Origin of the sequence: Metamycoplasma sualvi (assembly GCF_045276925.1) — a bacterium.
Taxonomy (GTDB): Bacteria; Bacillota_I; Bacilli_A; order Mycoplasmatales; family Metamycoplasmataceae; genus UBA710.
Map to the genome: position 1 here is coordinate 230159 of NZ_CP174167.1, position 22329 is coordinate 252487.

Below are 22329 nucleotides of genomic sequence, written 5' to 3' on the forward strand. Positions count from 1 at the left end.
TCACCAACTATTGAATTTACTATAACATTAAATAAAAATGAAGTTAGACCTTACTAATGATTGAATAATTAATAAAAATTTACAACAAAATCAAAGAAACAAAAATCAGCAATAAAAAACCTAGCCACATGTGCTAGGTCTTTAGATACTAAGATTTTGAAGACAAAATTTTTATCAAAATAACCAAATTTTCGAAACATCAATTAAAATTATTTTAAAAAAAATGGAATGTCATCTTCATCTTTGCTTTCTTCACTTACAATAAGATCATCATTTAGATTTTTATCTTCAATATAGTTATTTACTTCTTCAATACTGTATTGATCTGTATTTAATTCTCCAGTGATATGACCATTCATTTCATTTTCCAAAGTATTGCCAATTTTTAACAAGATTTCTTGAGATTTTTGCAACAAATCTTTTTCTAAAGATTTTTCTTTAGGTGTATTTGAACTAAATGTTGATATTAATGATACTCTAATTTCATTTACTAAACTTTTATCAGTATTAAAAGAAAGTATTATATTTAAATGATCAGTTCTTGTTTTTTGTTTAATTTCTTCTTTAACTTCATTAATTTGTGCCGCAGTAAAACTTGAATCAGCAACAATTAGCATCACAACATTTTTTGAATTAACAAATTTAGTGTCAATAATTTTCGAATCAGTTGCTTGATTAATTGCTCTAGATATTTTATTTTTACCAATTCCAGAACCAAAACCTATATAAGATTCTTTTTTGTCTTTTAGACACTGAATTACTTCATTTCAAGAAACTTTAAAGTCTTGTTTGTCTGAAAATAAGTTAATAAAATAATTTAAAGTATTTTTTAAAAGTTTGTTAATTAATTTAAACATATCTGCAACTACAATGTCAGGATAGTTGTTTAAAATACGATTATTAGAAATAGGGATTAATACATCAATATTTTCTTTTAAACTATTTAAACCTGCAAGGGCATTTACTTCTTTTGCAATTCCTTCATAAGAGAATGGAGTAGTAACTACTGCAATAGTTAGAATACTCATTTCTTTTGAAAGTTTAGCAATAATAGGTAAAGCTCCTGTTCCGGTGATACCACCAAATCCTGAGCAAATAATTACGATATTAGCATCAACAATTCTTTCTTTAATTAAATTTAATGAATTATATGTAGCATTTTTTAAAACGTTTACATCATCAAAATTTTTTGTATTTTCATCATCTTTTAGTAATATTGATGAATTTTCTTCATAATTTTTTAATGAATTTTCATTGCTATCAATGTAAATAAAATTAACATCTGAATTAGATAAGTTGTTTTCGTTTTCAACAATGTTAACAACTTTACAACCAGTTCCACCTACACCAATAACTACTATTTTCATTAATGAACTATTTTGATCCTTCATTTTTTATTTCTAAATTATGCTAATAATACATTTGAATGTCTTTTAGACGATGCTTCTGTCAATAAATGTCTTTTAGAATAATTATTATTATAGTTAATACTATAATAGAAATTATCTGATTTTAAATGATTTAAAATACTTGTGTAAACTCATAATTTTTTAGAATACATATATATTTTATTTCATTTATATATTGATTCATCATTTTCAACCATATTTACTTTTATTATTTCATTGTTAAAATATTTCAAGCAATATTGTTTCATGTTACTGATTTTTGATAAATAACCAATTATATTTAATTCAATTTTGTCATTTAGCACTTTGTTGCCTTTAAGTTTTGAATCCATAATAATGGCATTAGCTTGCTTGCAAATTGATTTTAGAAATGATTTTATAACATCAGAAATATTTATTTGTTTAATACATTTAGAAATATCTTTTTTAATTGAGTGAGAAAAATAAATATTTTTGTCATTGTTATTATTATCTAAATCTCCATAGCATTCAATTAATTTTTTTGCTTCATAATGAGAAATATCAAAATCCATAGATATTTTTTCAATTAGATCAGAAAAACAATAATTTAATGTATCTGTTTTTATAACAATATTATTAATACTTGTTATTAACTTAGTTTGATGCTTTTGAATTGATAATGCAAAACTTAATTGATTATTTTTATTAAGGTTTTTGTTAATAAAACTATCATCATAAATTGCAATTTGTGATTCAAGAACAACATTCTTAATTTTTACATTATTTAACTTATCAAATAAATCCATGATTTTTTGATAATTTTTTTTGTCCATATATCTATTTGAAAATAATATTTTTAGTTTTTTTATTTTCTTATTAAATGGAAATAGATTTGATTCTTTTTCTAAAAGTTCACCGCTTTCAATATAAAAGAATTTAAAAGGTGTAACAGATATTAAAATTTCATCATTTGAATTTAAAGATGAATTATTTTTGCTTTTTTTCACAATTAATTCATAATCTTCAGAATTTAAAAATTTTTTCTCATTACATTCAATTTTTTCTTCAATAATTCTAGTTGAGAAATTTAAGAATTTAGAAGATTTCATAAAATCATCAAAAATGATATCTATTGATTTAATTTTTTGAGATATTTTTCCTTCAATAGTATCGATAATGTTCTTAATAGAATTTTTTATTTCATTTCTATTTTCGAAATTATTGTTTTTTGAAATAGACTCTTCATGAATATTAATAATATGATTATTCAATTTAGCAGTAGCAATAATTTTAATATTGTTTTGACTGATAAAAGCATTTACCACAACATTTTTATTCATAATTCATCCTTTTTTAATTTCTAAATTTTGTGTAAAATTCTTAACTTAGCACTTCGAGCCCTTTTATTTGTTAGAATCTCTTCTTCTTTAGGATATAAAACTTTAACAAAAAATTTTTTTTCCTCTTGAATTGGAATTTTTGGATCATGTTTACTTTTGATCAAATCACCAAAAAAGTTTTTTACAATCCGATCTTCAATAGAATGGAAAGTTATTATTGCTAATACACCATTTGGATTTAGTAAATCTATTGAATCTTTTAAAATGCACTCAAGAGACTCCAATTCATTATTTACAGCTACTCTTATTGCTTGAAATACAGTTTTTGCTGGATTTTTTTGTCTAATAATTTTAGCTGGTAAACATGATTTAATAGTTTCTACTAATTCAAGTGTAGAATTAATAGGTCTATTTTTAATAATGGCATTCGCTATCCTTTTTGGCATTTTTACATCTGCGTTATTAATAAAAATATTTACTATATCTTCTTCACTTCAATTATTTACTATATCTCATGCTTTTAATGATTGATCTTGATTCATTCTCATGTCTAAATAACCATCTTTATTGTAAGAAAATCCACGATCTTTATTTTCGAGTTGAGGTGATGAAACACCTAAATCTGCAATAATACCATCAACTTTCTTTATTCCTAATTTAGCTAATTCATCTTTAAAATTTTTGAAATCCGAATGAATTAACTGGAAATGATTATTAACTTCAACAAGACGGCCCCGAGACTCCTCAATAGCAATTTTGTCTTTATCAAACGCTATTAATTTACCGTTTACGATATTTTTGAGTATAGCTTCAGCATGACCTGCTCTACCAAGGGTTAAATCAACATAGATTCCATCAGGTTTTATGTTTAATGAGTCAATAACTTCATTCAACATAACAGGAATATGCATTATAATTTGTATCCTTTTTTAAGCATTTCAGCAGCTAGATCATCAATAGTTGAATCATTTTCCAACTCATCCAATTGCATTTCTAGGTTTTCAGAAGCTCATATTTCTATAATTCTTCCCATTCCTACAAATGAAATTGTTTTTTTGATAGCAATAGCCTTTAGAAAATTTTCAGGAATTAAAAAACGCCCTAATTTATCTGTTTCTACTTTAATAGTACGAGCAAGAATAAATCTTTTATATTTTTGAATATTAGGATCTAACTGATTGTTTTGATCAATTTTATCCACAAAATTCTCAAATTCTTGTACATTTCTAATTTCTAATTTTTTTCCAGAGGAAATAGTAAGGTAAAAAATATTCCCTAAGTCATTTTTGAAACTTGGAGGTAATACAACTCTATTTTTAGAATCAATACTACGCTCAAATTGACCTATGAACATTTTCACCCACTTTCTACCACTATCACCCAAAATTATACATAATTATTTAAATTTGCTCAAATTTTTTTGGGATTTTGCAAGATGAAAACATAATTTTTGATCAATATAAATTAAATAAATTTATATATAAATGAAAGAAATGCAAATATTTTTTTGAAAAATGTAAGTTTTAATTTCAAAACTGTTGTTTTGCAAAAGAAATGAAGATATAAATGAAATTTATCCATAAAAATTGATAATCAGAATATATAATTAAAATAAGTTAACCAAGATAAAAAAAGTTTAGTATTTTATTTATTTATATATAAAAGGAGAAAAAAATGAAAAAACCAGTAGTTTTATGTGTTATTGATGGTTTAGGGCTAAGAGATGAGGTGCAAGGAAACGGTTTTAAACAAGCAAAAACACCTACTTTTGATGATTTGTTTAAAAATTATCCTAATTCAATTATTCAAGCTTCAGGAGAATATGTAGGATTACCAAAAGGTCAAATGGGTAATTCAGAAGTAGGACATTTAAATATTGGAGCAGGAGAAATAGTATATACAGGATTATCTTTAATAGGTAAAGAAATTGAAGATAACAAATTTAAATCTAATAAATTTTTTAAAGAAGCATTTGATGATGTGAAAAAAAATAATGCAACTTTACATTTAATGGGATTATTATCACCAGGTGGAGTTCATTCACTAGAAGAACATTTATTTTTATTAATAGATGCAGCTCATGAAAATGGGGTAAAAAATGTTTCTGTTCATGTTTTTGGTGATGGAAGAGATGTTGCTCCTAAATCAATATTATCTTCTATGGAAAAATTAGAAAAACAATTAGCAAAATATAATTATAATTTAGCTTCAATTTCAGGTAGATTTTATGCTATGGATCGTGACAAAATGTTTGACCGTAATGAAAAAGCTTATCAAGCTATTTTAGGTAAATCAGACAAAACATTTTCTTCTGGTACAGAATATGTTAATAAACAATATCAAGAAAACATAACAGATGAATTTTTAGTTCCAGCAATTAATCCAAAAGCTAACTTTGTCAAAGATGGTGATTCAATTATTTTCTTTAACTTTAGACCAGATCGGGCAAGACAATTAACTCATTTATTTATTGGATCTAATGTTTATGATGCTAAACCATCAACACCTGTAAAAATAAATAAATTTATTTCTATGATGAAATATGAAGGATTAGATACTATAGTTGCATATTCAGAAATGGAAGTAAAAAATCCAATTGGAAAAGTAATTTCTGAAAATGGATTAAAACAATTAAGATTAGCTGAAACTCAAAAATATGCTCATGTTACTTTCTTTATGGATGGTGGAGTAGATATTGTTTATCCAAATATGGATAAAAAAATGATTGAATCTTTAAAAATTGAATCATATGCAGATGCACCTCATATGTCTGCTAAAGGGATAACAGATTATTTAATTGAAAATGGTAAAAATTATGATTTAGTAATTATGAATTTTGCAAACCCTGATATGGTTGGTCATACAGGTAATTTAAAATCTACTATTGAAGCTGTTTCATTTTTAGATTCTCAAATTAAAAGAATAAAAGATTGAGTTGAAGAAATTGGTGGAGTTTTATTTATTACTGCAGATCATGGAAATGCCGAAATAACAGAAGATGAAAAAGGAAATCCTGCTACAAAACATACTTCAAGTCCAGTAATGTTGATCAGTACAGATAAATCAATTAAATTAAAGGATGGAAAGTTAGCAAATATTGCTCCAACTATTTTAGATTATATGAATATCAAAAAACCAGCTTCTATGAATGAAGAATCATTAATTGTTAAATAATTGAAAAATTAAATGATTAAAAAGTACTGAGAAAAAATTCTTCTAATTCTAAAAAATAATTTACCAAATAATAAAAAAGTTTGAAAAGCTTTTACTTTTACAGCTTTACCTGTTGTTTTTTCATCTTTAGTTTTTTCTTTAAATGCTTTTGTTGATAATTTCATGGCAATTACTTCACCAGGTGGTAATGAATCATTAGCTCATGCTAATGCTTGAACTGAAATTCAATTAGAAATAATTGCTGTAACTACAATTATTGGAACCGCCCTCTTTTCTCAATATGTTGGTAAGAAAGAGTGGAATAAAGTAAAAGAAGTAATAAATTTAAGAATGCTTTTTGCAGTTGGAATAGCTTTATTTTTTGCAATTCCTTGCATTTGTTTTAGTGATTTTATGATTAGAGTTATTTCGAGCTTTGATGATCAAATTTCACAAAATGTGAGAAATAACGCCAATGAATATTTAAGAATAATAGCAATATCATGAGTTTTAAATGCTTGAGCATTTACTTTACAAATGATTATTAGAGAAAAAAATCATGGATTTATATCATTGCTTACATCATTATTAACTGTAATTATTAATATTATTTTTAATTCAATTTTTATTTATGCTTTAAATCAAAGAATTGTTTTTTTAGCTTATTCTACAATTATTTCTCTATCAATTGAAATAATATTTTTATCAATTTGAATTTGATTTAAAGAAAGAATTTTATTTATAAATATTTTTAAAATATTTCAAATATCAAGAGAAATTTTTCAACAATTTTTAAGAAGATTACCATCTTTTATTTTGTTTGTTATTGGTTCTTTAACCATTACTCTTAGATTTACATTATGAAATTTAGGATATCCTATAGGAAAAATAGGGAATGACTATTTAAGAATTTCTGCAGCAACTATTTTAGGTATCACAGGGATGTTCTTTAATATTTTTTGAACTACTTTTGAATCTTTGAGTGCAACAGTAGCAGTTTATGTAGGAAAAGAATTGGGAGATAATAAAATAGATGAAGCTAAAAAAAATGCAAAGCAATTACAAGGATATCATTTTGTTTTAGGAATTATAATTGGTTTGATTGCTTTAATATTTGCTTTTACCACTCAATACATGACTTTCTTATCTGAAGGATATTTAAAAGAACTAAGAAACTATTATAAATTAAATATAAAAGAGATTCCTATTGGAATGAGTTTGGATCAAATTTTAAATGAGGGTCAATATGAATTTTTACAAAATATTAAAAATAGTTTAATAGGTATTATTGTTTTTATTCCAATGTTTGTTTGATTTGTATCAAGAAATAGAATTATTTCTATTGGCGGAAGAACTAATGTTGTGGCATTAATAGAATCTTTAGGAGGAATTTTCCAAATTCTATGATTACTTATGATTGTTTTAGGATTAACAAAATTAAACATTATCTTTGCTTGGTCTTATTTTATTTTTTATATTTCAGATATTGTTAAATGATTAATTTATGAAGTTGTTTATTACAGAATAGATTGAGCAAAAAATGTAACAATTAGATAAATTCGGATTTTATTAAGTGTCTAGCAAAAATGCTTGACACATCTAAATTATTTATGATAAAATAATTAAAATTTAATTTTTTAAAAATTAGAGGAGGATAAATGGTAAAAATTAGATTAAAACGTATAGGTAACAAATTTAATGCTATCTATAGAATTGTAGTAGCAGATGCAAAAGCACCTAGAGATGGAAAATTTATTGAAGAAATCGGATTCTACAATCCACATAGTAAAGAATTAAAAATTGAAAAAGATTTAGCTTTTAAATGATTAACTAATGGTGCTCAATTAACAGATACTGCAAAAGATTTGTTTACTAAAGAAAAATTAATTGCTGAATTTAATAAACAAAAACCACAAAAAAAAGTTAAAAAAGCAAAAAGTAGAAAAGTAAAATCAAAGGCAAAAGAAGCAAAAGCTAATAAAGCAAAAACTGTTAAAAAACAACCTAAAAAAGAATCATCAAAAGCCAAAAAAGAAGTTAAATAGTTATAGTTAAAATAAATGAAAATTAATTTCTTGACAATATTTCCAAAATATTATGATGCTTTTAAATCTGAATCAATAGTAGCAAAAGCAATTCAAAAGAAAATAATAGACATTAATGTAATAGATTTTCGAGAATTTACATTGCATAAGCAAAAAAAAGTTGATGATGAAATTTATGGTGGTGGTTCTGGAATGTTGTTGATGATCGAACCTATTGATCGAGCATTAGCTTCAATTAAAGAAAAAACAAAAATTATTTTATTAACACCTCAAGGAAAACCATTTAATCAAAAATTAGCAAATGAATTAGCAAAAGAAGATTCAATTACATTGATAGCAGGAAGATATGAAGGTTTTGATGAAAGAATATCAAACTTAGTAGATGAAGAAATATCAATTGGAGATTATGTTTTAACAGGAGGAGAATTACCTTCTATGATTGTAGCTGATGCAATCATTAGATTAGTTCCAAATGTAATCAAAAAAGAAAGTTTTACTAATGATTCATTTCAAAAAAATCTTTTAGATTATCCTCAATATACAAGACCTGCAAATTATAAAGGAATGAAAGTACCAGAAGTATTATTAAATGGTAATCATAAAGAAATAGAAAAATGAAGAGAAGATATGGCAATAAAAAATACTAAGAAAAAAAGACCAGATCTTTTAGAAAGGACAAATAATGATTAATAATTTAATTGAAAAAATTGAAAAAAAACAAAAACGTAATGATTTACCAAAATTTGAAGTTGGTGACAATGTAAAAGTTCACGTTAGAATCAAAGAAGGAGAAAAAACTAGAATTCAAATTTTTGAAGGTTTAGTTATTGCTAAAAAACATTCAGGAACAAAAGAAACTTTTACAGTTAGAAAAATATCTTATGGAATTGGTGTAGAAAGAACTTTCCCAGTTCATAATCCTAATATTTCTTCTATTGAAATTTTAAGAAGAAATAAAATTAGAAGAGCAAAATTATATTACATGAGAGATTTAAAAGGTAAATCATCAAGACTTAAAGAAATTAGAATTAAAAAAAATAATTAATTATGATAAAGAAAAAAAATATTTTTAGGTTTAACTTTATTATCAAATATAGCAATTATTCCATTAGTAGTTTCTTGTGGAAGTGAAAGTACAGATTTCAAAGTAATGAATTGAGCTATTGATGAAAATAAAGTAAAAAAAGAAGCTCCAAATTATGCAACATTTAATAATTTAACTTTTATTGAAAAAATCAAAAAAGTTATTAAAATGCAAAATGCTAATTATGAATTAGATCGCTATACTACTGAAGCTATTGATCAAAATTGATTTGATCAAATTAGTATAGAATTAAATGATGCTAATAGCAAATCTTATAAGTTAATTTTTAAATTAAAAAATTCACAAGTAATTAAAACTGCAAATAATCAAACAATAACTAAATATTGTCCTTATCGTTTACCAAACAATCAACTGGTTTGAGAATTTAATTTTAATATTTAAAATTACAAATTGTAAATCAATTTAATTATGAATAAAGAAAAAATATTAAGAATAGGTATTATAGCTGAATATAATCCTTTTCATAATGGACATATTTACCAAATAAATGAAATTAAAAAAAGATGGCCTCAATCTCAAATCATTGTCATTTTATCAGGTAAGTATGTACAACGTGGAGAATTAGCAATCGCTCCATTTGAAGTAAGAAAAAACATTGCATTGCAAAACAATGTTGATGAAGTTTATGAATTGCCATTTGAATTTGCTACTCAAGCAGCTCATATTTTTGCTCAAGGGGCAATTAAAGAATTAAGTAAACATAATATAGATTATCTTGTCTTTGGTTCAGAAACTAATGATATAGATAATTTTTATTTAGTTGCAAAAACAATTAAAGATAATAATGATTTATATTATCAAAAAATAAAAAAAGCAATGAAAACAGGGATTTCTTTTCCCAAAGCAAATCAAATAGTATTAGAAGAATTAATAGGAAAATCATTTACTTTACCAAATGATATTTTAGGTTTAGAATATGTTAAAGCAATTGTGAATAATAATTATCCAATAAAGGCTTTTTGTATAAAAAGAACGAATGATTTTCATTCTATGATTCCCTCAAATAATATTGCAAGTGCTACTTATATTAGAAAATTAATTTTTGATAATAACTTAGAATACAAGCAATTTACACCAATGATTTTTGATAAAGTACCTGATAGAATTGAAAATTATTATTCTAATTTTCAAGATATTGTAAAAAATACCCCTAATGAAGAATTAAAGAAAATAAAATTAATTTCTGAAGGTATGGAAAATTTATTTAAAAAACATATTGATGCTCCTTCATATGATGAATTTGTAAATCGTGTTAATTCTAAAAGATATACATCTAGTAGAATTAAACGCACAATGTTATATGTTCTTTTAAATATAAAACAAGAAAATTAATTTTTTTTTTATTCTTTATCAATATTTTCATTAATGATTTGTTCTACTATTTGATTAGGTACTTTAGTATTTGACATAATATAAGTTAGATATCCATTTTCAATCAAAGATCCTTTTGATCTAAATAATTTAATTTCTGGATTTTCTAAATTAATTTGTTTAGCTAATTTAGTAGATAATCCTGCATCCGAGAAAACAACAACAACTTCAATTTTCTTTAATTCATTCACTCTGTCATTAATAATTCTTAATATTTCTTTTTCACTACCTTGATCCAAACCAATTGGTAAAAAGACAAAATTAAAAGTATTACACATATTTTGTGTTTTAAAATATTTAATAATTTCTTGTGAAAAATATAATTTATTAGTAATAATTACAAATAACGTCATATAAAAACCAACAACTCTATGCAAATATAATTAATTATTATGAAACCAACACTATCGCTAATTTTGTTATCTAAATAACTAACTAAATTAATTATAATACTTTTTTAAAAAAATTAATTAGGCTTATAAATTTCTGGAACATTTTCATAAAATTCCTTAGGACAGTCTGCAATGAATTCCATATCCTTTCCATTAATATGTTTGAATGATAATTTATAAGCATGAAGTCTTTGTCTAAATTCATCCAAATATTGATCATATAAATCATCTCCTAAAACAGGGTGATTAATGTATTTTAAATGGACTCTTATTTGATGGGTTCTTCCTGTTTTTAAAACACATTTAACTAAAGTATATTTATTATCAAAATTATGAATAGGGTAAATATCCGTATAAGCATTTTTGCTATTTATCTTACTTACCATCATTTTTTGAAAATCATGAGGATTTCTTCCAATTGGTACATCAATATGAATAATATTATTAATAACACCTTTAGCAATTGCTAAGTATTCGCGATTAACTTCATGCTTTTTTATTAAATCTGCGAAATAGCGATGAGCTTGATTAGTTTTGGCTACTATCAATAAACCGGAAGTATGTTTATCAATTCTATGAATAATCCCTGGTCTAATTGGCCCATTTAAATTTGATAGATTTTTAAAATGATAGAGTAGGGCATTTACTAAAGATTTATCATAATTTCCGGGAGCTGGATGAACAATCATCCCTGAAGGTTTGTTAATTACTACTATATGCTCATCTTCATAAACAATATCTAAAGGAATATTCTGTGGCTCGAGATTATAATCATCTTTAACAATTTTTTTTGTAATTTTAATAACATGATTAGGTTTTACAATGAAATTAGGCTTTCTTACTTCAACAGTTTCATCTACAAAAACACCATAATCTTTAATAATATCCTTAATATCATTTCTTGAAATATCTGTATGATCTGATATATATTTATCAATTCGATCTTGATATTCTACTTTAATAACTATTTCATCTTTAATAATCATTTTAACCTTAATTATTTATTAGAGTTTGAGAAGTGAAGAACACATCTTTTGTATTTAACCCTGATGTTGAAGTAATATCAAAAATATAACCCTCATTAATTGCATCTGTTAAAAGTTGGATCGTAATTTTATAATTACTATTTCTAATTTGTATTTTGTTATTTTGGTATGCTGTAAAAATCTTGTTAGTTCAATTTGCTGTAGTAGAAGTAAATATTTTTTCTAAAAAAGCTTTTAAATCATTTTCAGTACATTTTTGAGGATCGCTAATTTTGCTTCATTCTTGATTAAATGCTTCAGCATTTTGATATTTTTTAAAAGAAGAATTTAAACTAATATTAATCATATTTTCATATACAAAATTAGTATTTAAAGCATCTAAAACTGTATATGAAACAATATTGCTATCATTTAATGAATTAAATAAATAGAAAATGATAGTTAAATTTTTAGTATTTTCTTGAGGTTGAATTACAATTTTTTTAATATTTTTATAAATTTCAAAATTATTATTTGTTAATAAAGTATTTAATTCATTGTTAATAGTAAAATATTTTCCTAAAAAATTCGCTCCTAATAATTCATCAACACTTGATCAAGAAGTAAAAGTTACAAAGTTTTTAATAACATCTAAACCAATATTTTTAGTTGTAATTAAATTAGGATTTTCAATAAAAGAATTTTTAAATTTATTTGTAATTTCTTTTTGATAATTTGAATCACTAGCAACATTTTCACCACATGAAACAACAAATAAAACAGGTGAAAATGATAATATAGGAACATTTATTAAAAATTTGTTAAATCTATTCATAGATTTATATTATACACAACTTTAGATTATTCAGTTTCTAATTCTAAAATCATATCTCTTAATTGGGTAGCTCTTTCAAAATCCATTTTTTCTGCAGCTTTTTTCATTTCATTTCTTAAATCTTCAATTATTTTTTTAATTTCTATTTCTTTTTTCTTGCTATTAGATTTTTGATTTTGAATTAATTTAATAGCATTAGAAATATCATGTCCTTCTATTGGTTCGAATATTGGTTTTTTAACTGTGTGAGGAATAATGTTGTTTTCTTTATTATATTTTGTTTGAATTTCTCTTTTCATTAAATTATCATCAATTGTAGCTTGCATGCTTTTGCTGATACTATCTGCATAAAAAATTACTCGTCCATTTTCATTTCTAGCAGCTCGACCAACAATTTGAATTAAAGAAGATTTTGACCTAAAAAATGATTCTTTATCAGCATCTAAAACCATAATTAAACTCACTTCAGGCAAATCTATTCCTTCTCTTAGTAGATTGATTCCTATAACAACATCATAAATCCCTTTTCTTAATTTACGTAGAATTTCATTTCTTTCTAAAGTTTTATGTTCTGAATGAATATAAGCAATTTTGATTTTTTTACTTTGAAAGAATTTAGTTAGCTCTTCAGCTGTTTTTTTAGTTGTAGTAACAATGATTGTTCTTTCTTTATTTTTAATTTGTTTTTGTAATTCATCATACATATCATCAACTTGATTTTTTGCTGGATGAATTTCAATAACAGGATCTAAAAGACCTGTTGGTCTAATATATTGAGTAACAACTTCTCCATTAGTAAGATTTAATTCATAATTACCTGGGGTTGCTGAAATATAAATTTTTTGAAAATCATATTCTTCGAATTCTTTGAATTTTAAAGGTCGATTATCTAAAGCTGAAGGCAAACGAAAACCATAATCCACTAGATTCATTTTTCTAGCATGATCTCCATTATACATTCCATTTAATTGGGGAATCATCATATGTGATTCATCTATAATTAACAAAGTATTTTTGGGTAAATAATCAAATAAAGTATAAGGTTTTTCACCCTCTTTTCTTCGATCAATATGACGAGAATAATTTTCTATACCTGAGCAATAACCAAATTCTTTTAAAGAATCTAAATCGTTTTTAGTACGATCTTTTAATCTTTGATATTCTAAGTTTTTTTCTTGTTTTTTGAATTCTTTTAATCTATTTTCTAATTCAAGTTCAATTAATTGTATAGTTCCATCAATGTTATTTGATTCTACAACATAAGAACTTGCTGGAAAAATTAAAGCATGATCTTCTTTGGAGATAATTTTTTTAGTTAATGGATCAATTTTTTTAATTGATTCAATAGTATCATCAAAAAATTCAATTCTTAAATTATAATGATGAGTTCAACCAGGAGCTATTTCTACAACATCTCCTTTAACACTAAATTCACCACTTTCAATTGATATTTGATTTCTTTGATATTGTTGTTGAACCAACATAACAAAGAAATCATTTCTCTTAATGTTTTGACCAACAGAAATATTTAAAAAAGAATTTTTATATTCTTCAGGTTTGTTAGCACCATAAATTGCTGCTACTGAAGCTACTACAATAGTTTCTTTAGAAGTTAATAAAGAATTCATAGTTGACATTCTCATCATTTCTAAATCATGATTAGTTTTAGATGTTTTTTCTACATAAACATCTGATTGGGGTAAATAAGATTCAGGACGATAGTAATCAAAATAAGAAACAAAATATTCAACATTATTGTGAGGAAAAAAAGATTTTAATTCAGAATATAATTGTGAAGCTAAAGTTTTGTTATGAGATAAAACTAAAACAGGTCTTTGCAATTCATTAATCACATTAGCAATTGTAAAAGTTTTACCACTACCTGTTACTCCTAATAAAACTTGATTTTTGACATTATTTTTTACACCTTGAACCAATTTTTTAATGGCTTCTGGTTGATCTCCTGAAGGTTTAAAATTTGTTACTAATTTTAATGACATAATTAAATTATAAATTATTATTTTATTCTTATTAATAAAGTGCATTTTATATTTAATTAATTATTAATTTATGAATAAAATAATAGTTATGAGATTAGATAAATTTATTGCTAATAATACTTTTTATTCTAGAAAAGAAGTTAATAAAATAATTAGAAAGAAAATGGTTTTGGTTAATGACAAAATTATAATAGAAGCCACATATAAAATTGATGTTTTAAATGATATTGTCAAAATTAATGATTTAGTTATTTCTAATAAAGAATTTATTTATTTAGCTTTAAATAAACCAAAAGATTATATTTGTTCTAATAGCGATAAAGAAGGAGAAAGCGTTTTAAATTTAATTGAAGAAAATAATTGAAAAAATTTGCATATTATTGGTAGATTAGATAAAGATACTACAGGATTAGTATTAATTACTAATGATGGTCAATTTACCCATAAAATTAAAAATAATAAATACCATGTTGAAAAAGAATATGAAGTAGTTTTAGAAAAAGAATTTACAAAAGAAATGTTTGAAGAGCTACAAAAAGATATTGTTTTAGATGGAAAAAAATTAAAGCCTTTTCAAATTCTAAATATCAACAGAAATAAATTAAATATTATTTTAACTGAAGGTAAATATCATCAAGTTAAAAGATTATTTGCAATTGTTAAAAATTCAGTTATTGATTTAAAAAGAATAAGAGTAGGAAAAATAAATCTTTATGATTTAAATTTAGATGAAGGAGAATATCAAGAAATTGATCCTATTAAATATGAAATGAAATAAAAATCTAGGTTAAACCTAGATTTAATTCTTTTATATAAATCAACCTAAATAAGTCATTCCATTTTGCAATATGATATAAGCTATTGATAATACAGATATTAAAATTAATGTCCAATTTAATCTTTTACAATAATAAAATTCTCGAGCAATAATATTAACACCATCTTCTGACATTGGAATTTGTAAAGTATTAATTATTTTTTTGCTCTTTTTGAATAATAATTGAATAATACCTAATGATCCATTTAATAAAACAAATGTAATTGTTCCAAAGGCAATTCCATATGCAATAGAATTTGATAAAGTCATAACAATAATAGTTATAAATAAAGTTGGTATATCAATTAAAATTTGTCATTCAAAATGTTTGATTTGATTTATCATGATTGTTCCTACAATAATTAAAATTGGTCCAGTTATTGGTTGGTAAGCACCAACTGGCATAAAAATTTGAATTATAGGTCATAAAGCAATTGATAAACCAAAACACAATGCTGTAATAATAGAAGCAAATCCTGTTCTAACTCCTGCTGAAACTCCAACAGTTGATTCTACAAATGATGTAACTGTAGTAGCTCCAATTGAAGCTCCCATAATTGTACTTATTGCATCAACATAACTTGCTTTTTTTAATCAATCAATATCTTTTTGGGATAAATTGATTGACTTATCTATAGTAATCAATGTTCCTGTTGTATCAAAGAAATCCATATATAGAAATGATAAAACTCCAATATAAGTTATTGGATTTTTTCACATTTCAACATTTGCAAATCCTTCTCATGCGGCTTTTAAAACAGAAGGGAATGTTTCAAAATTCTTATATCCAACTATTAATGGATTAATGTTATCTGCTGAATATCCTTCAACTCCAGTTGCATTTAAAACAACTATAGGTATTAGAATAATAGCCCCTAATATCATGGTAATGATAATTGCATTAGGTACTTTAGCATAATGTAAAATAAGTCCTACAACCAATAAAACAATTGCCAATAAAACCATCGGATGACCAAGATTACCTAAATTAGATACTAGTGAATCTGATGAATTTTTTACAATGATTCCAGTATTTTGTAAACCTACATAAGCTATAAAAAATCCAATTCCAACTCCAATAGCAAGTTTTAAATTAGATGGTATCATTTTACTGATTTTTTCTCTTGCAGGAGTGATTACAACAATAAAATATCCTATTCCAGATAAAATGGTAACAGTAAGTGCTGAACTAAAACCAATTTGTTGAGCTACTGTAAATGCAAAGAAAGCATTTAATCCCATTCCAGGGGCTAGTGCAACTGGAATTCTTGCATACATTCCCATGATAAATGTTGCAACACACGATGAAATAACTGTTGATAAGAATAAACCACCTTGATATTGACTAGCAAAAGTAGTATCAGGAGCATTTCAAGGTTCAATTGGACTTAATCCAATAATTGATGGATTTATAGCAATAATATAAGCCATTGCTAAGAATGTTGATATTCCACCAATGATTTCTTTTTTTAATATTGCATCATAAGTATCAAATTTGAAATATCTTTTAAGTGATTTAAGAAATGAATTATTAACAAACCTTTGATTCATCTTTAAATTCCTTTTGATTAATTTGTACAAAGTTTTACAAGTAACATATTTAGAATAACATTCTAAATAAAACTAAACTAACAACGTTAGAGTAATTGTACTTAAAAATTATATTACAAATTATAAATAATATAAATAAGTAGATATTATTCATCTAATTCATCTATTCTTTTTTGGTGTCTACCACCTTCATATTTAGATTTAAAAAATTGATCAATCATTTTTTCTACTTGATCAATATTCAATTGTCTACCACCAAATAATAAAACATTAGCATCATTATGTTCACGAGCTAATTTAGCATCTTCTACAGAAGTTACTCTAGCTCCTCTTATCCCTTTAAAACGATTAACAGAATAAGAAATACCTAAACCAGTTCCACAAACACCAATTCCATAAGAACCTTTATCATTTAAAACATTTTTAGCTAATTTTTTTCCATATTCTGAATAAGACACAGAATCATAATTATTATTAGTACCCAAATCTATTACTTCATATTTTTGATCTTCCAAATATTTTTTAATTTTATCTTTTAAATCATATCCAGCATGATCGCTACTTAAATATATTTTTTCTTTCATAATAAATAAATTATAAGTTATTTATTTTGTTATTGAATGTTTATTGATAAAACATTAATTAATCTCGAATTACTTTTCCAGTTTTTGTGTCAATAATTTGAGAAGCTTTATTGCTTCCTGGGCCAAAATCAAAATAAATTAAGTTAGGAAAAATTTTTTTTGCTTCTTGAATTGTTCTTATTGTTTCTTGATTAGAAATATTACATGATGTTAAATAAAAAGGACCTTCATTTAAAATAAGATTTAACAAACCTTTATTATTAGGCATTCGATATCCTTGATTATTAATAATTAAAGTGACATTACCCGGTCAATATTTATTAATGTATTTTAAATGTTCTTCATTAATGTTTTCTAAAGATTTTAATTGTTCTAAAGAACCTATAACAATAATTAGTGGTTTTGTATAATCTCTTTTTTTGATTTTGTAAATTTTTTCTTTATTAATATCATTAACTTTTCCGCCAATACCTAAAACAGTATCTGTTGTGGTTATAAAAATATCGTGTTCTTTTATTTTTGTCATTTTGCTCTTCTATTTTTTTTATTATTATTTTTTGAATTATTACTTCTAGAATTATGATTAAATTTATTAATTCTATTTTTGATGTTTCTTATTTTAGCTTGTCCTTTTAAAATAACAGAAGGTTCAGGAGTTAAATTTATTTTTTTATATTTATGTTTGTCTTGTAGTAAATAATAAGCAATAATTGTTGCTAAATCATGAAGAGTATATTTTTCCATTAATTCATTTTCTAAATAAGAAAATTGATTATCTTCATTTTGATTCAATATTTTTTGAAACTTTTCATCAATTTGCATTCTTCATTTTTGATAAATTTCTTCTTCTTTTGGTAAGAAAATTTCTTTAATTTGAGAATTTGTTCTAATTTCAATTTCTCTTAAATGTTCAATTTCATCTATTTTTACAAAAGATAAAGAATAACCTGACATTCCATTTCTACCAACCCTTCCAATTCTATGAGTGTAATATTCAATTTCTTGAGGTAAATCAAAATTAATAATTCATTCTATATGATGAATATCAATTCCTCTTGCTGCCACATCTGTTGTAACTAAGATTTGTTTTTTATTATTTCTAAATTGATTCATAATAAATGATCTATTTTTTTGAGCAATATCACCATGTAGTCCGATCGCATCAAAATCTAATTGTTTTAATGCATCACACAATTCATCCACTCTTTTTTTTGTTCTACAAAAAATGACCAAAGATTTTGGTTTGTAATACTGTAACAATTTAATTAAAGAAACAAATTTGGTTTTTTCTTTTACTAAAAGATATTCTTGAGTTATTGTTTGAGAAGTTTTTAATCCAGAAGAGATTTCAATATTTTTATGGTCATCTTTTACAATTTTTTTTGCCATATTTTTTATTTTCTCATCAAATGTTGCTGTAAAAAAGAAACTTTGATGATCGCTATTTAAATTAGATATAATTGCTTCTATTTCTTCTTTAAATCCCATATTTAGTAATTCATCAGCTTCATCTAAAGTAAAAGTTTTAATATGATCAAAATTAATTTTTTTATTTTTAATAAAATCATTAATTCTTCCTGGTGTACCAATAATAATGTTAGGTTTTTTGCTTAATTCTTTAAATTGTTTTTCATATGAAACACCACCAATAATAAGAGCAATTTTTAGATTTAAATATTTACCTAATTTAATAAATTGATTATAAATTTGCATTGAAAGTTCTCTAGTAGGTGCTATTACTAAATGTTCAATGTAATTAGATTCTGAATTTAAATTATTTAATATCGGAATACCAAAAGAAGCTGTTTTGCCTGTTCCTGTTGGAGCTTGAGCAATAATATCAAAACCTTCAAGAGCATAAGGAATAGTTTTTTCTTGGATTGGACTTAAAGTTTCAAAATTTATTTCACTTAATGATTTTAATAATTCACTATTAATATTTTTTAGTTCATTAAATTTCATATATTTGTTAATTATACTATATAAATATATGTCATTAATATCTATATTTAACTTATAAAGTTACCAAAATGAATACCGATAAATAAAAAACCAGAGATTTCTCCCTGGCTGTCCTTGTAAAATATAAAAAAACCAAAAAAAGGACAACTAAATTATATGAAACTTCAATTTATATTTGAAAAAGAATTAGAAAAAATTAATTTAATCTTTGCGTTAATGAATCAAATATCTGATTCTTCTCAAGAAAACTTTATTCCAAAAATGATGAAAAGATATGAATTCATATCTAACTTAACAAATTATTCTGTTGAAACAATTAGAAAGATGTTTTTAAAACTAAAACGTATTGTTATCATAGAATAAAAAAATATTCTTATAAGATCTATTATTATGATGTAAATATTTATCTTTCTCGACTAAATAACAAAAGAAAAAAATTATCTATAACAAAAGAAGAAAAAGATTTAGCAAAACATCTATTAGTTGCAAAATTAATAAAAACAATAGCCAAAGCAACCGGAAATAAAACTTCTGCCAAAACCTTATCCAAGATAATCAAAGAGAAATTAGGATTATATTATTCTCCAAAGCATTTGTATTACTTAATTAGGCAAAATAAAATGAGTGGAGTAACATTGAGAATATTTCCATACTTGAAATATGGAAAATACTATAAAAAACCCCATAAAATAGGCAAAAAAATCATTGCCACACGCATTGATCAAAGAGATGAAATTATCAATAAAAGAATTAGATATGGTGATGTTGAAGTAGATACAGTAGAAGGAACTAAAACTGATAATAAATATCTTTCTACAATGATTGATAGAAAATCTAGAAGATTATCCATAACTATTTATGAAAATAAACAAAGTAATGAATTTTTTAAAGCAGTAGAAAATAACATCAAAAATATGAATCAAGAAATCAAATCGATTACATCAGACAATGGAACTGAAAATTACGACCTAGTTAAATTAAATATTCCATGATTTTCTACTAATCCATATTCTTCATGGCAAAAAGGAACCATTGAACAAAAACATAAGCAAATAAGAAAATTTATTCCAAAAGGCAAATCTTTCAAAAATTTAACTCAAGATGATTGTGATCTAATTGCACTTGTAATTAATGCAGAAAATTATTTACAAAATACTAAGAAATATAAATTAGGAACCACCGTTACTCAAGAAGAGCTACAAAAATACTTTAAATTATTAGAAAAGAAAGACACCCACCGAATATTTCAACTTTGATAAATATTGTAAAATTATGAAATACAAGGAATTATCGGTATTGAAATTGGTAATTTTATATCTATATTTAACTAAATTATTAAAATAATTAAATTTTATTTTTATCAGAATTGCGATTGGATATTTTTGTTTTTTGTTAAATAAATTACTTTAAATTTTTTAATTCTTTTTTAATAGTTGGAAGTGATTGAATAATATCTAATTTATCTTCGATAATATTTAATCTTTGATCAACTTTATGGTTGAATTCCTTTTGTTCTTTATTAAATTCCTTTTGTTCTTTCATAAAATCAACTACTGAATTATTAAATTCTTTTTGTTCTTTAACAAATTCTGTCATATCTGACATAAACTCTAATACTTTATTTTCAAAAGATGATTTTTTCACTTTATCTTTATCTCCAGTAATTTTAATTTTATAAGATTTCTTTGTTTCTTCTACTAATTCAATTTTAGGATCATTAGATAAATTTAACAATTCATTCATCTTTTTCTTACTAATAATGGACATGATTTAAATTTTATCAAATTACTTTAAACTTAATAATTAAATACTTTTTAAAATATTATTATTGTAAGCATTTAATGCTCCATAAATACCATCTTTAATTTTAATTTTAGTATTATTAGTTGATACTCCTCAACCAATAGGTATATATTGAGTTGATTGATCAATACTAAATAATTTTCTATTGGTTGAGCTATCAGTTTTAATGTTTGTAATAGATTTATTTAAGGTTTCATAGTACAAACAAGACATTGGGTCATGATTTATTTGATTTGTATACATAATTAAATCCTTATGGTCTTCTGGTTACTACACAATTTGAAGGGAAAGCGCTTGATGAATATCAGCAATCTTTTGAAATAGATACTTCTTTAAGTTGAGTACCTTCGAAAGCTCTTGCATCAATTGTTACTACAGAATCAGGTATGTGAAGTGAACCGCTTAATTTTGTATTATAAAAAGCATTAGATTCAATATATAATACAGAATTAGGAATTTCTATACTTGTTATACCTGTTCCTGAAAAAGCACCAAAACCGATATATTTAGTATTTTTAGATAATTTAACACTAGTTAAATTTGTGCAATATTGAAATGCTCCACCTCCAATAGTAACTACTGAATCAGGGAGAATAATTTCAGTTAATGGAGTTTCTCTAAAAGCGTCTCCTCCTATAGATTCAATAGAATTAGGTAAAGTAATGCTAGTTAAATATTGCGCATACTCATTATATATAGGTTTATATTGTCCTGATGCTCCATCATATTTAGTTTGAGCACTAAAAACCATATTCCCTATTGAAGTTATTCTTTGTTTATATCCATAATATTCAGATGTTAATAAACGATTATTAACTAAATATTCTGGAACAACAATATTTGTATAATCATTAGTATCATAATAATAATATTTAGTAATTTCACCTTTTGAATTAAAAGCAAGACCAGTTTCAAAATTTATCATTTCATGATCACGTGGCGGTATATTTTGATTATTAGAACAAGAAATTGCTGCTAATGATAATAGAGGTAATGATGCAAAAGTTGATAATTTTAATAAATGTTTCTTCATATT

General features: G+C 24.0%; 24 protein-coding genes and 1 pseudogene. 10 read left to right on the top strand and 15 right to left on the bottom strand.

The features are described 5' to 3' along the window. Positions 1–209 precede the first annotated feature (209 nt). From ACJA29_RS01100 to ACJA29_RS01115, 4 genes are read right to left on the bottom strand one after another with little or no spacing between them, the layout of a single operon-like run. Positions 210–1391: a cell division protein FtsZ gene (locus ACJA29_RS01100; RefSeq protein WP_406602787.1), complete on the bottom strand. Its 1182-nt coding sequence runs from the start codon at positions 1389–1391 to the stop codon at positions 210–212. A gap of 14 nt (positions 1392–1405) precedes the next feature. Next, positions 1406–2710 (bottom strand): hypothetical protein, encoded by a 1305-nt coding sequence (locus tag ACJA29_RS01105; RefSeq protein ID WP_406602788.1) that lies wholly within the window; start codon positions 2708–2710, stop codon positions 1406–1408. A 20-nt stretch (positions 2711–2730) separates the two neighbouring features. Then, positions 2731–3621 (bottom strand): 16S rRNA (cytosine(1402)-N(4))-methyltransferase RsmH, encoded by an 891-nt coding sequence (gene rsmH, locus ACJA29_RS01110; protein WP_406602789.1) that lies wholly within the window; start codon positions 3619–3621, stop codon positions 2731–2733. Further along, complete coding sequence (locus ACJA29_RS01115) at positions 3621–4064, bottom strand: division/cell wall cluster transcriptional repressor MraZ (protein WP_406602790.1); 444 nt, start codon at positions 4062–4064, stop codon at positions 3621–3623. Before ACJA29_RS01115 ends, rsmH begins: the two co-directional genes overlap by 1 nt. A gap of 320 nt (positions 4065–4384) precedes the next feature. On the opposite strand from ACJA29_RS01115, the gene gpmI reads away from it, so the two are divergent. The 7 genes and pseudogenes from gpmI to ACJA29_RS01150 all read left to right on the top strand — a co-directional run bounded on the left by gpmI (position 4385) and on the right by ACJA29_RS01150 (position 10345). Next, positions 4385–5884 (top strand): 2,3-bisphosphoglycerate-independent phosphoglycerate mutase, encoded by a 1500-nt coding sequence (gene gpmI, locus ACJA29_RS01120; RefSeq protein ID WP_406602791.1) that lies wholly within the window; start codon positions 4385–4387, stop codon positions 5882–5884. 12 nt (positions 5885–5896) lie between these two features. Then, positions 5897–7420, top strand: coding sequence for an MATE family efflux transporter (locus tag ACJA29_RS01125; protein WP_406602792.1), 1524 nt, complete (start codon positions 5897–5899; stop codon positions 7418–7420). Positions 7421–7521: 101 nt separating this feature from the next. After that, a pseudogene (gene rpsP, locus ACJA29_RS01130) lies at positions 7522–7809 on the top strand (30S ribosomal protein S16); the annotation flags it as partial. Between the two features lie 114 nt (positions 7810–7923). Continuing rightward, a complete protein-coding gene (gene trmD, locus ACJA29_RS01135) occupies positions 7924–8598 on the top strand; it encodes a tRNA (guanosine(37)-N1)-methyltransferase TrmD (RefSeq protein ID WP_406602793.1) in 675 nt (224 codons plus the stop codon). After that, positions 8591–8953, top strand: coding sequence for a 50S ribosomal protein L19 (gene rplS / locus ACJA29_RS01140; protein ID WP_406602794.1), 363 nt, complete (start codon positions 8591–8593; stop codon positions 8951–8953). Before trmD ends, rplS begins: the two co-directional genes overlap by 8 nt. 105 nt (positions 8954–9058) lie before the next feature. Beyond that, the gene (locus ACJA29_RS01145) at positions 9059–9394 is read left to right on the top strand and encodes a hypothetical protein (RefSeq protein ID WP_406602795.1); all 336 of its coding nucleotides are present in this window, start codon (positions 9059–9061) and stop codon (positions 9392–9394) included. Positions 9395–9439: 45 nt separating this feature from the next. Beyond that, entirely contained in the window at positions 9440–10345 is a 906-nt protein-coding gene (locus ACJA29_RS01150; RefSeq protein ID WP_406602965.1) for a nucleotidyltransferase, read from the top strand. 8 nt (positions 10346–10353) lie between these two features. On the opposite strand, the gene ACJA29_RS01155 is transcribed toward ACJA29_RS01150, so the two are convergent. The 4 genes from ACJA29_RS01155 to uvrB form a co-directional block, all read right to left on the bottom strand. Beyond that, positions 10354–10737, bottom strand: coding sequence for a hypothetical protein (locus ACJA29_RS01155; RefSeq protein WP_406602796.1), 384 nt, complete (start codon positions 10735–10737; stop codon positions 10354–10356). A gap of 113 nt (positions 10738–10850) precedes the next feature. Further along, complete coding sequence (locus tag ACJA29_RS01160) at positions 10851–11762, bottom strand: RluA family pseudouridine synthase (protein WP_406602797.1); 912 nt, start codon at positions 11760–11762, stop codon at positions 10851–10853. Between the two features lie 7 nt (positions 11763–11769). Beyond that, positions 11770–12576 carry a hypothetical protein gene (locus ACJA29_RS01165; protein ID WP_406602798.1) on the bottom strand — a complete coding sequence of 269 codons (807 nt, stop codon included), beginning with the start codon at positions 12574–12576 and terminating at the stop codon, positions 11770–11772. A 26-nt stretch (positions 12577–12602) separates the two neighbouring features. Further along, positions 12603–14576, bottom strand: a complete 1974-nt coding sequence (gene uvrB / locus ACJA29_RS01170) for an excinuclease ABC subunit UvrB (RefSeq protein WP_406602799.1) — start codon at positions 14574–14576, stop codon at positions 12603–12605. 88 nt (positions 14577–14664) lie between these two features. Between uvrB and ACJA29_RS01175 the strand changes: the two genes are divergently transcribed. Then, on the top strand, positions 14665–15354 hold the full coding sequence (locus ACJA29_RS01175; protein WP_406602800.1) for a pseudouridine synthase: 690 nt from the start codon (positions 14665–14667) through the stop codon (positions 15352–15354). 30 nt (positions 15355–15384) lie between these two features. Here the strand turns inward: ACJA29_RS01175 and ACJA29_RS01180 are convergent, their stop codons facing one another. The 4 genes from ACJA29_RS01180 to ACJA29_RS01195 all read right to left on the bottom strand — a co-directional run bounded on the left by ACJA29_RS01180 (position 15385) and on the right by ACJA29_RS01195 (position 19490). Then, a complete protein-coding gene (locus tag ACJA29_RS01180) occupies positions 15385–16944 on the bottom strand; it encodes an NCS2 family permease (RefSeq protein WP_406602801.1) in 1560 nt (519 codons plus the stop codon). Positions 16945–17090: 146 nt separating this feature from the next. After that, a complete protein-coding gene (gene rpiB / locus ACJA29_RS01185) occupies positions 17091–17528 on the bottom strand; it encodes a ribose 5-phosphate isomerase B (protein ID WP_406602802.1) in 438 nt (145 codons plus the stop codon). A 58-nt stretch (positions 17529–17586) separates the two neighbouring features. Next, positions 17587–18054 (bottom strand): L-threonylcarbamoyladenylate synthase, encoded by a 468-nt coding sequence (locus tag ACJA29_RS01190; RefSeq protein ID WP_406602803.1) that lies wholly within the window; start codon positions 18052–18054, stop codon positions 17587–17589. Continuing rightward, a complete protein-coding gene (locus ACJA29_RS01195) occupies positions 18042–19490 on the bottom strand; it encodes a DEAD/DEAH box helicase (RefSeq protein WP_406602804.1) in 1449 nt (482 codons plus the stop codon). The genes ACJA29_RS01190 and ACJA29_RS01195 overlap by 13 nt, the downstream gene beginning before the upstream one ends. 156 nt (positions 19491–19646) lie before the next feature. Here ACJA29_RS01195 and ACJA29_RS01200 point away from each other — a divergent pair, with 156 nt between their 5' ends. Both ACJA29_RS01200 and ACJA29_RS01205 read left to right on the top strand, forming a co-directional pair. Further along, positions 19647–19853 (top strand): hypothetical protein, encoded by a 207-nt coding sequence (locus tag ACJA29_RS01200; protein WP_406602573.1) that lies wholly within the window; start codon positions 19647–19649, stop codon positions 19851–19853. 80 nt (positions 19854–19933) lie between these two features. Beyond that, positions 19934–20749, top strand: coding sequence for an IS30 family transposase (locus ACJA29_RS01205; RefSeq protein WP_406602966.1), 816 nt, complete (start codon positions 19934–19936; stop codon positions 20747–20749). Positions 20750–20891: 142 nt separating this feature from the next. On the opposite strand, the gene ACJA29_RS01210 is transcribed toward ACJA29_RS01205, so the two are convergent. Genes ACJA29_RS01210 through ACJA29_RS01220 form a run of 3 tightly spaced genes read right to left on the bottom strand, consistent with a single transcriptional unit; the run spans position 20892 to position 22326 of the window. Then, positions 20892–21257: a hypothetical protein gene (locus ACJA29_RS01210; RefSeq protein WP_406602805.1), complete on the bottom strand. Its 366-nt coding sequence runs from the start codon at positions 21255–21257 to the stop codon at positions 20892–20894. A 36-nt stretch (positions 21258–21293) separates the two neighbouring features. Further along, positions 21294–21536, bottom strand: a complete 243-nt coding sequence (locus tag ACJA29_RS01215) for a hypothetical protein (RefSeq protein WP_406602806.1) — start codon at positions 21534–21536, stop codon at positions 21294–21296. Between the two features lie 10 nt (positions 21537–21546). Next, on the bottom strand, positions 21547–22326 hold the full coding sequence (locus ACJA29_RS01220) for a leucine-rich repeat protein (protein WP_406602807.1): 780 nt from the start codon (positions 22324–22326) through the stop codon (positions 21547–21549). Positions 22327–22329: the final 3 nt, after the last annotated feature.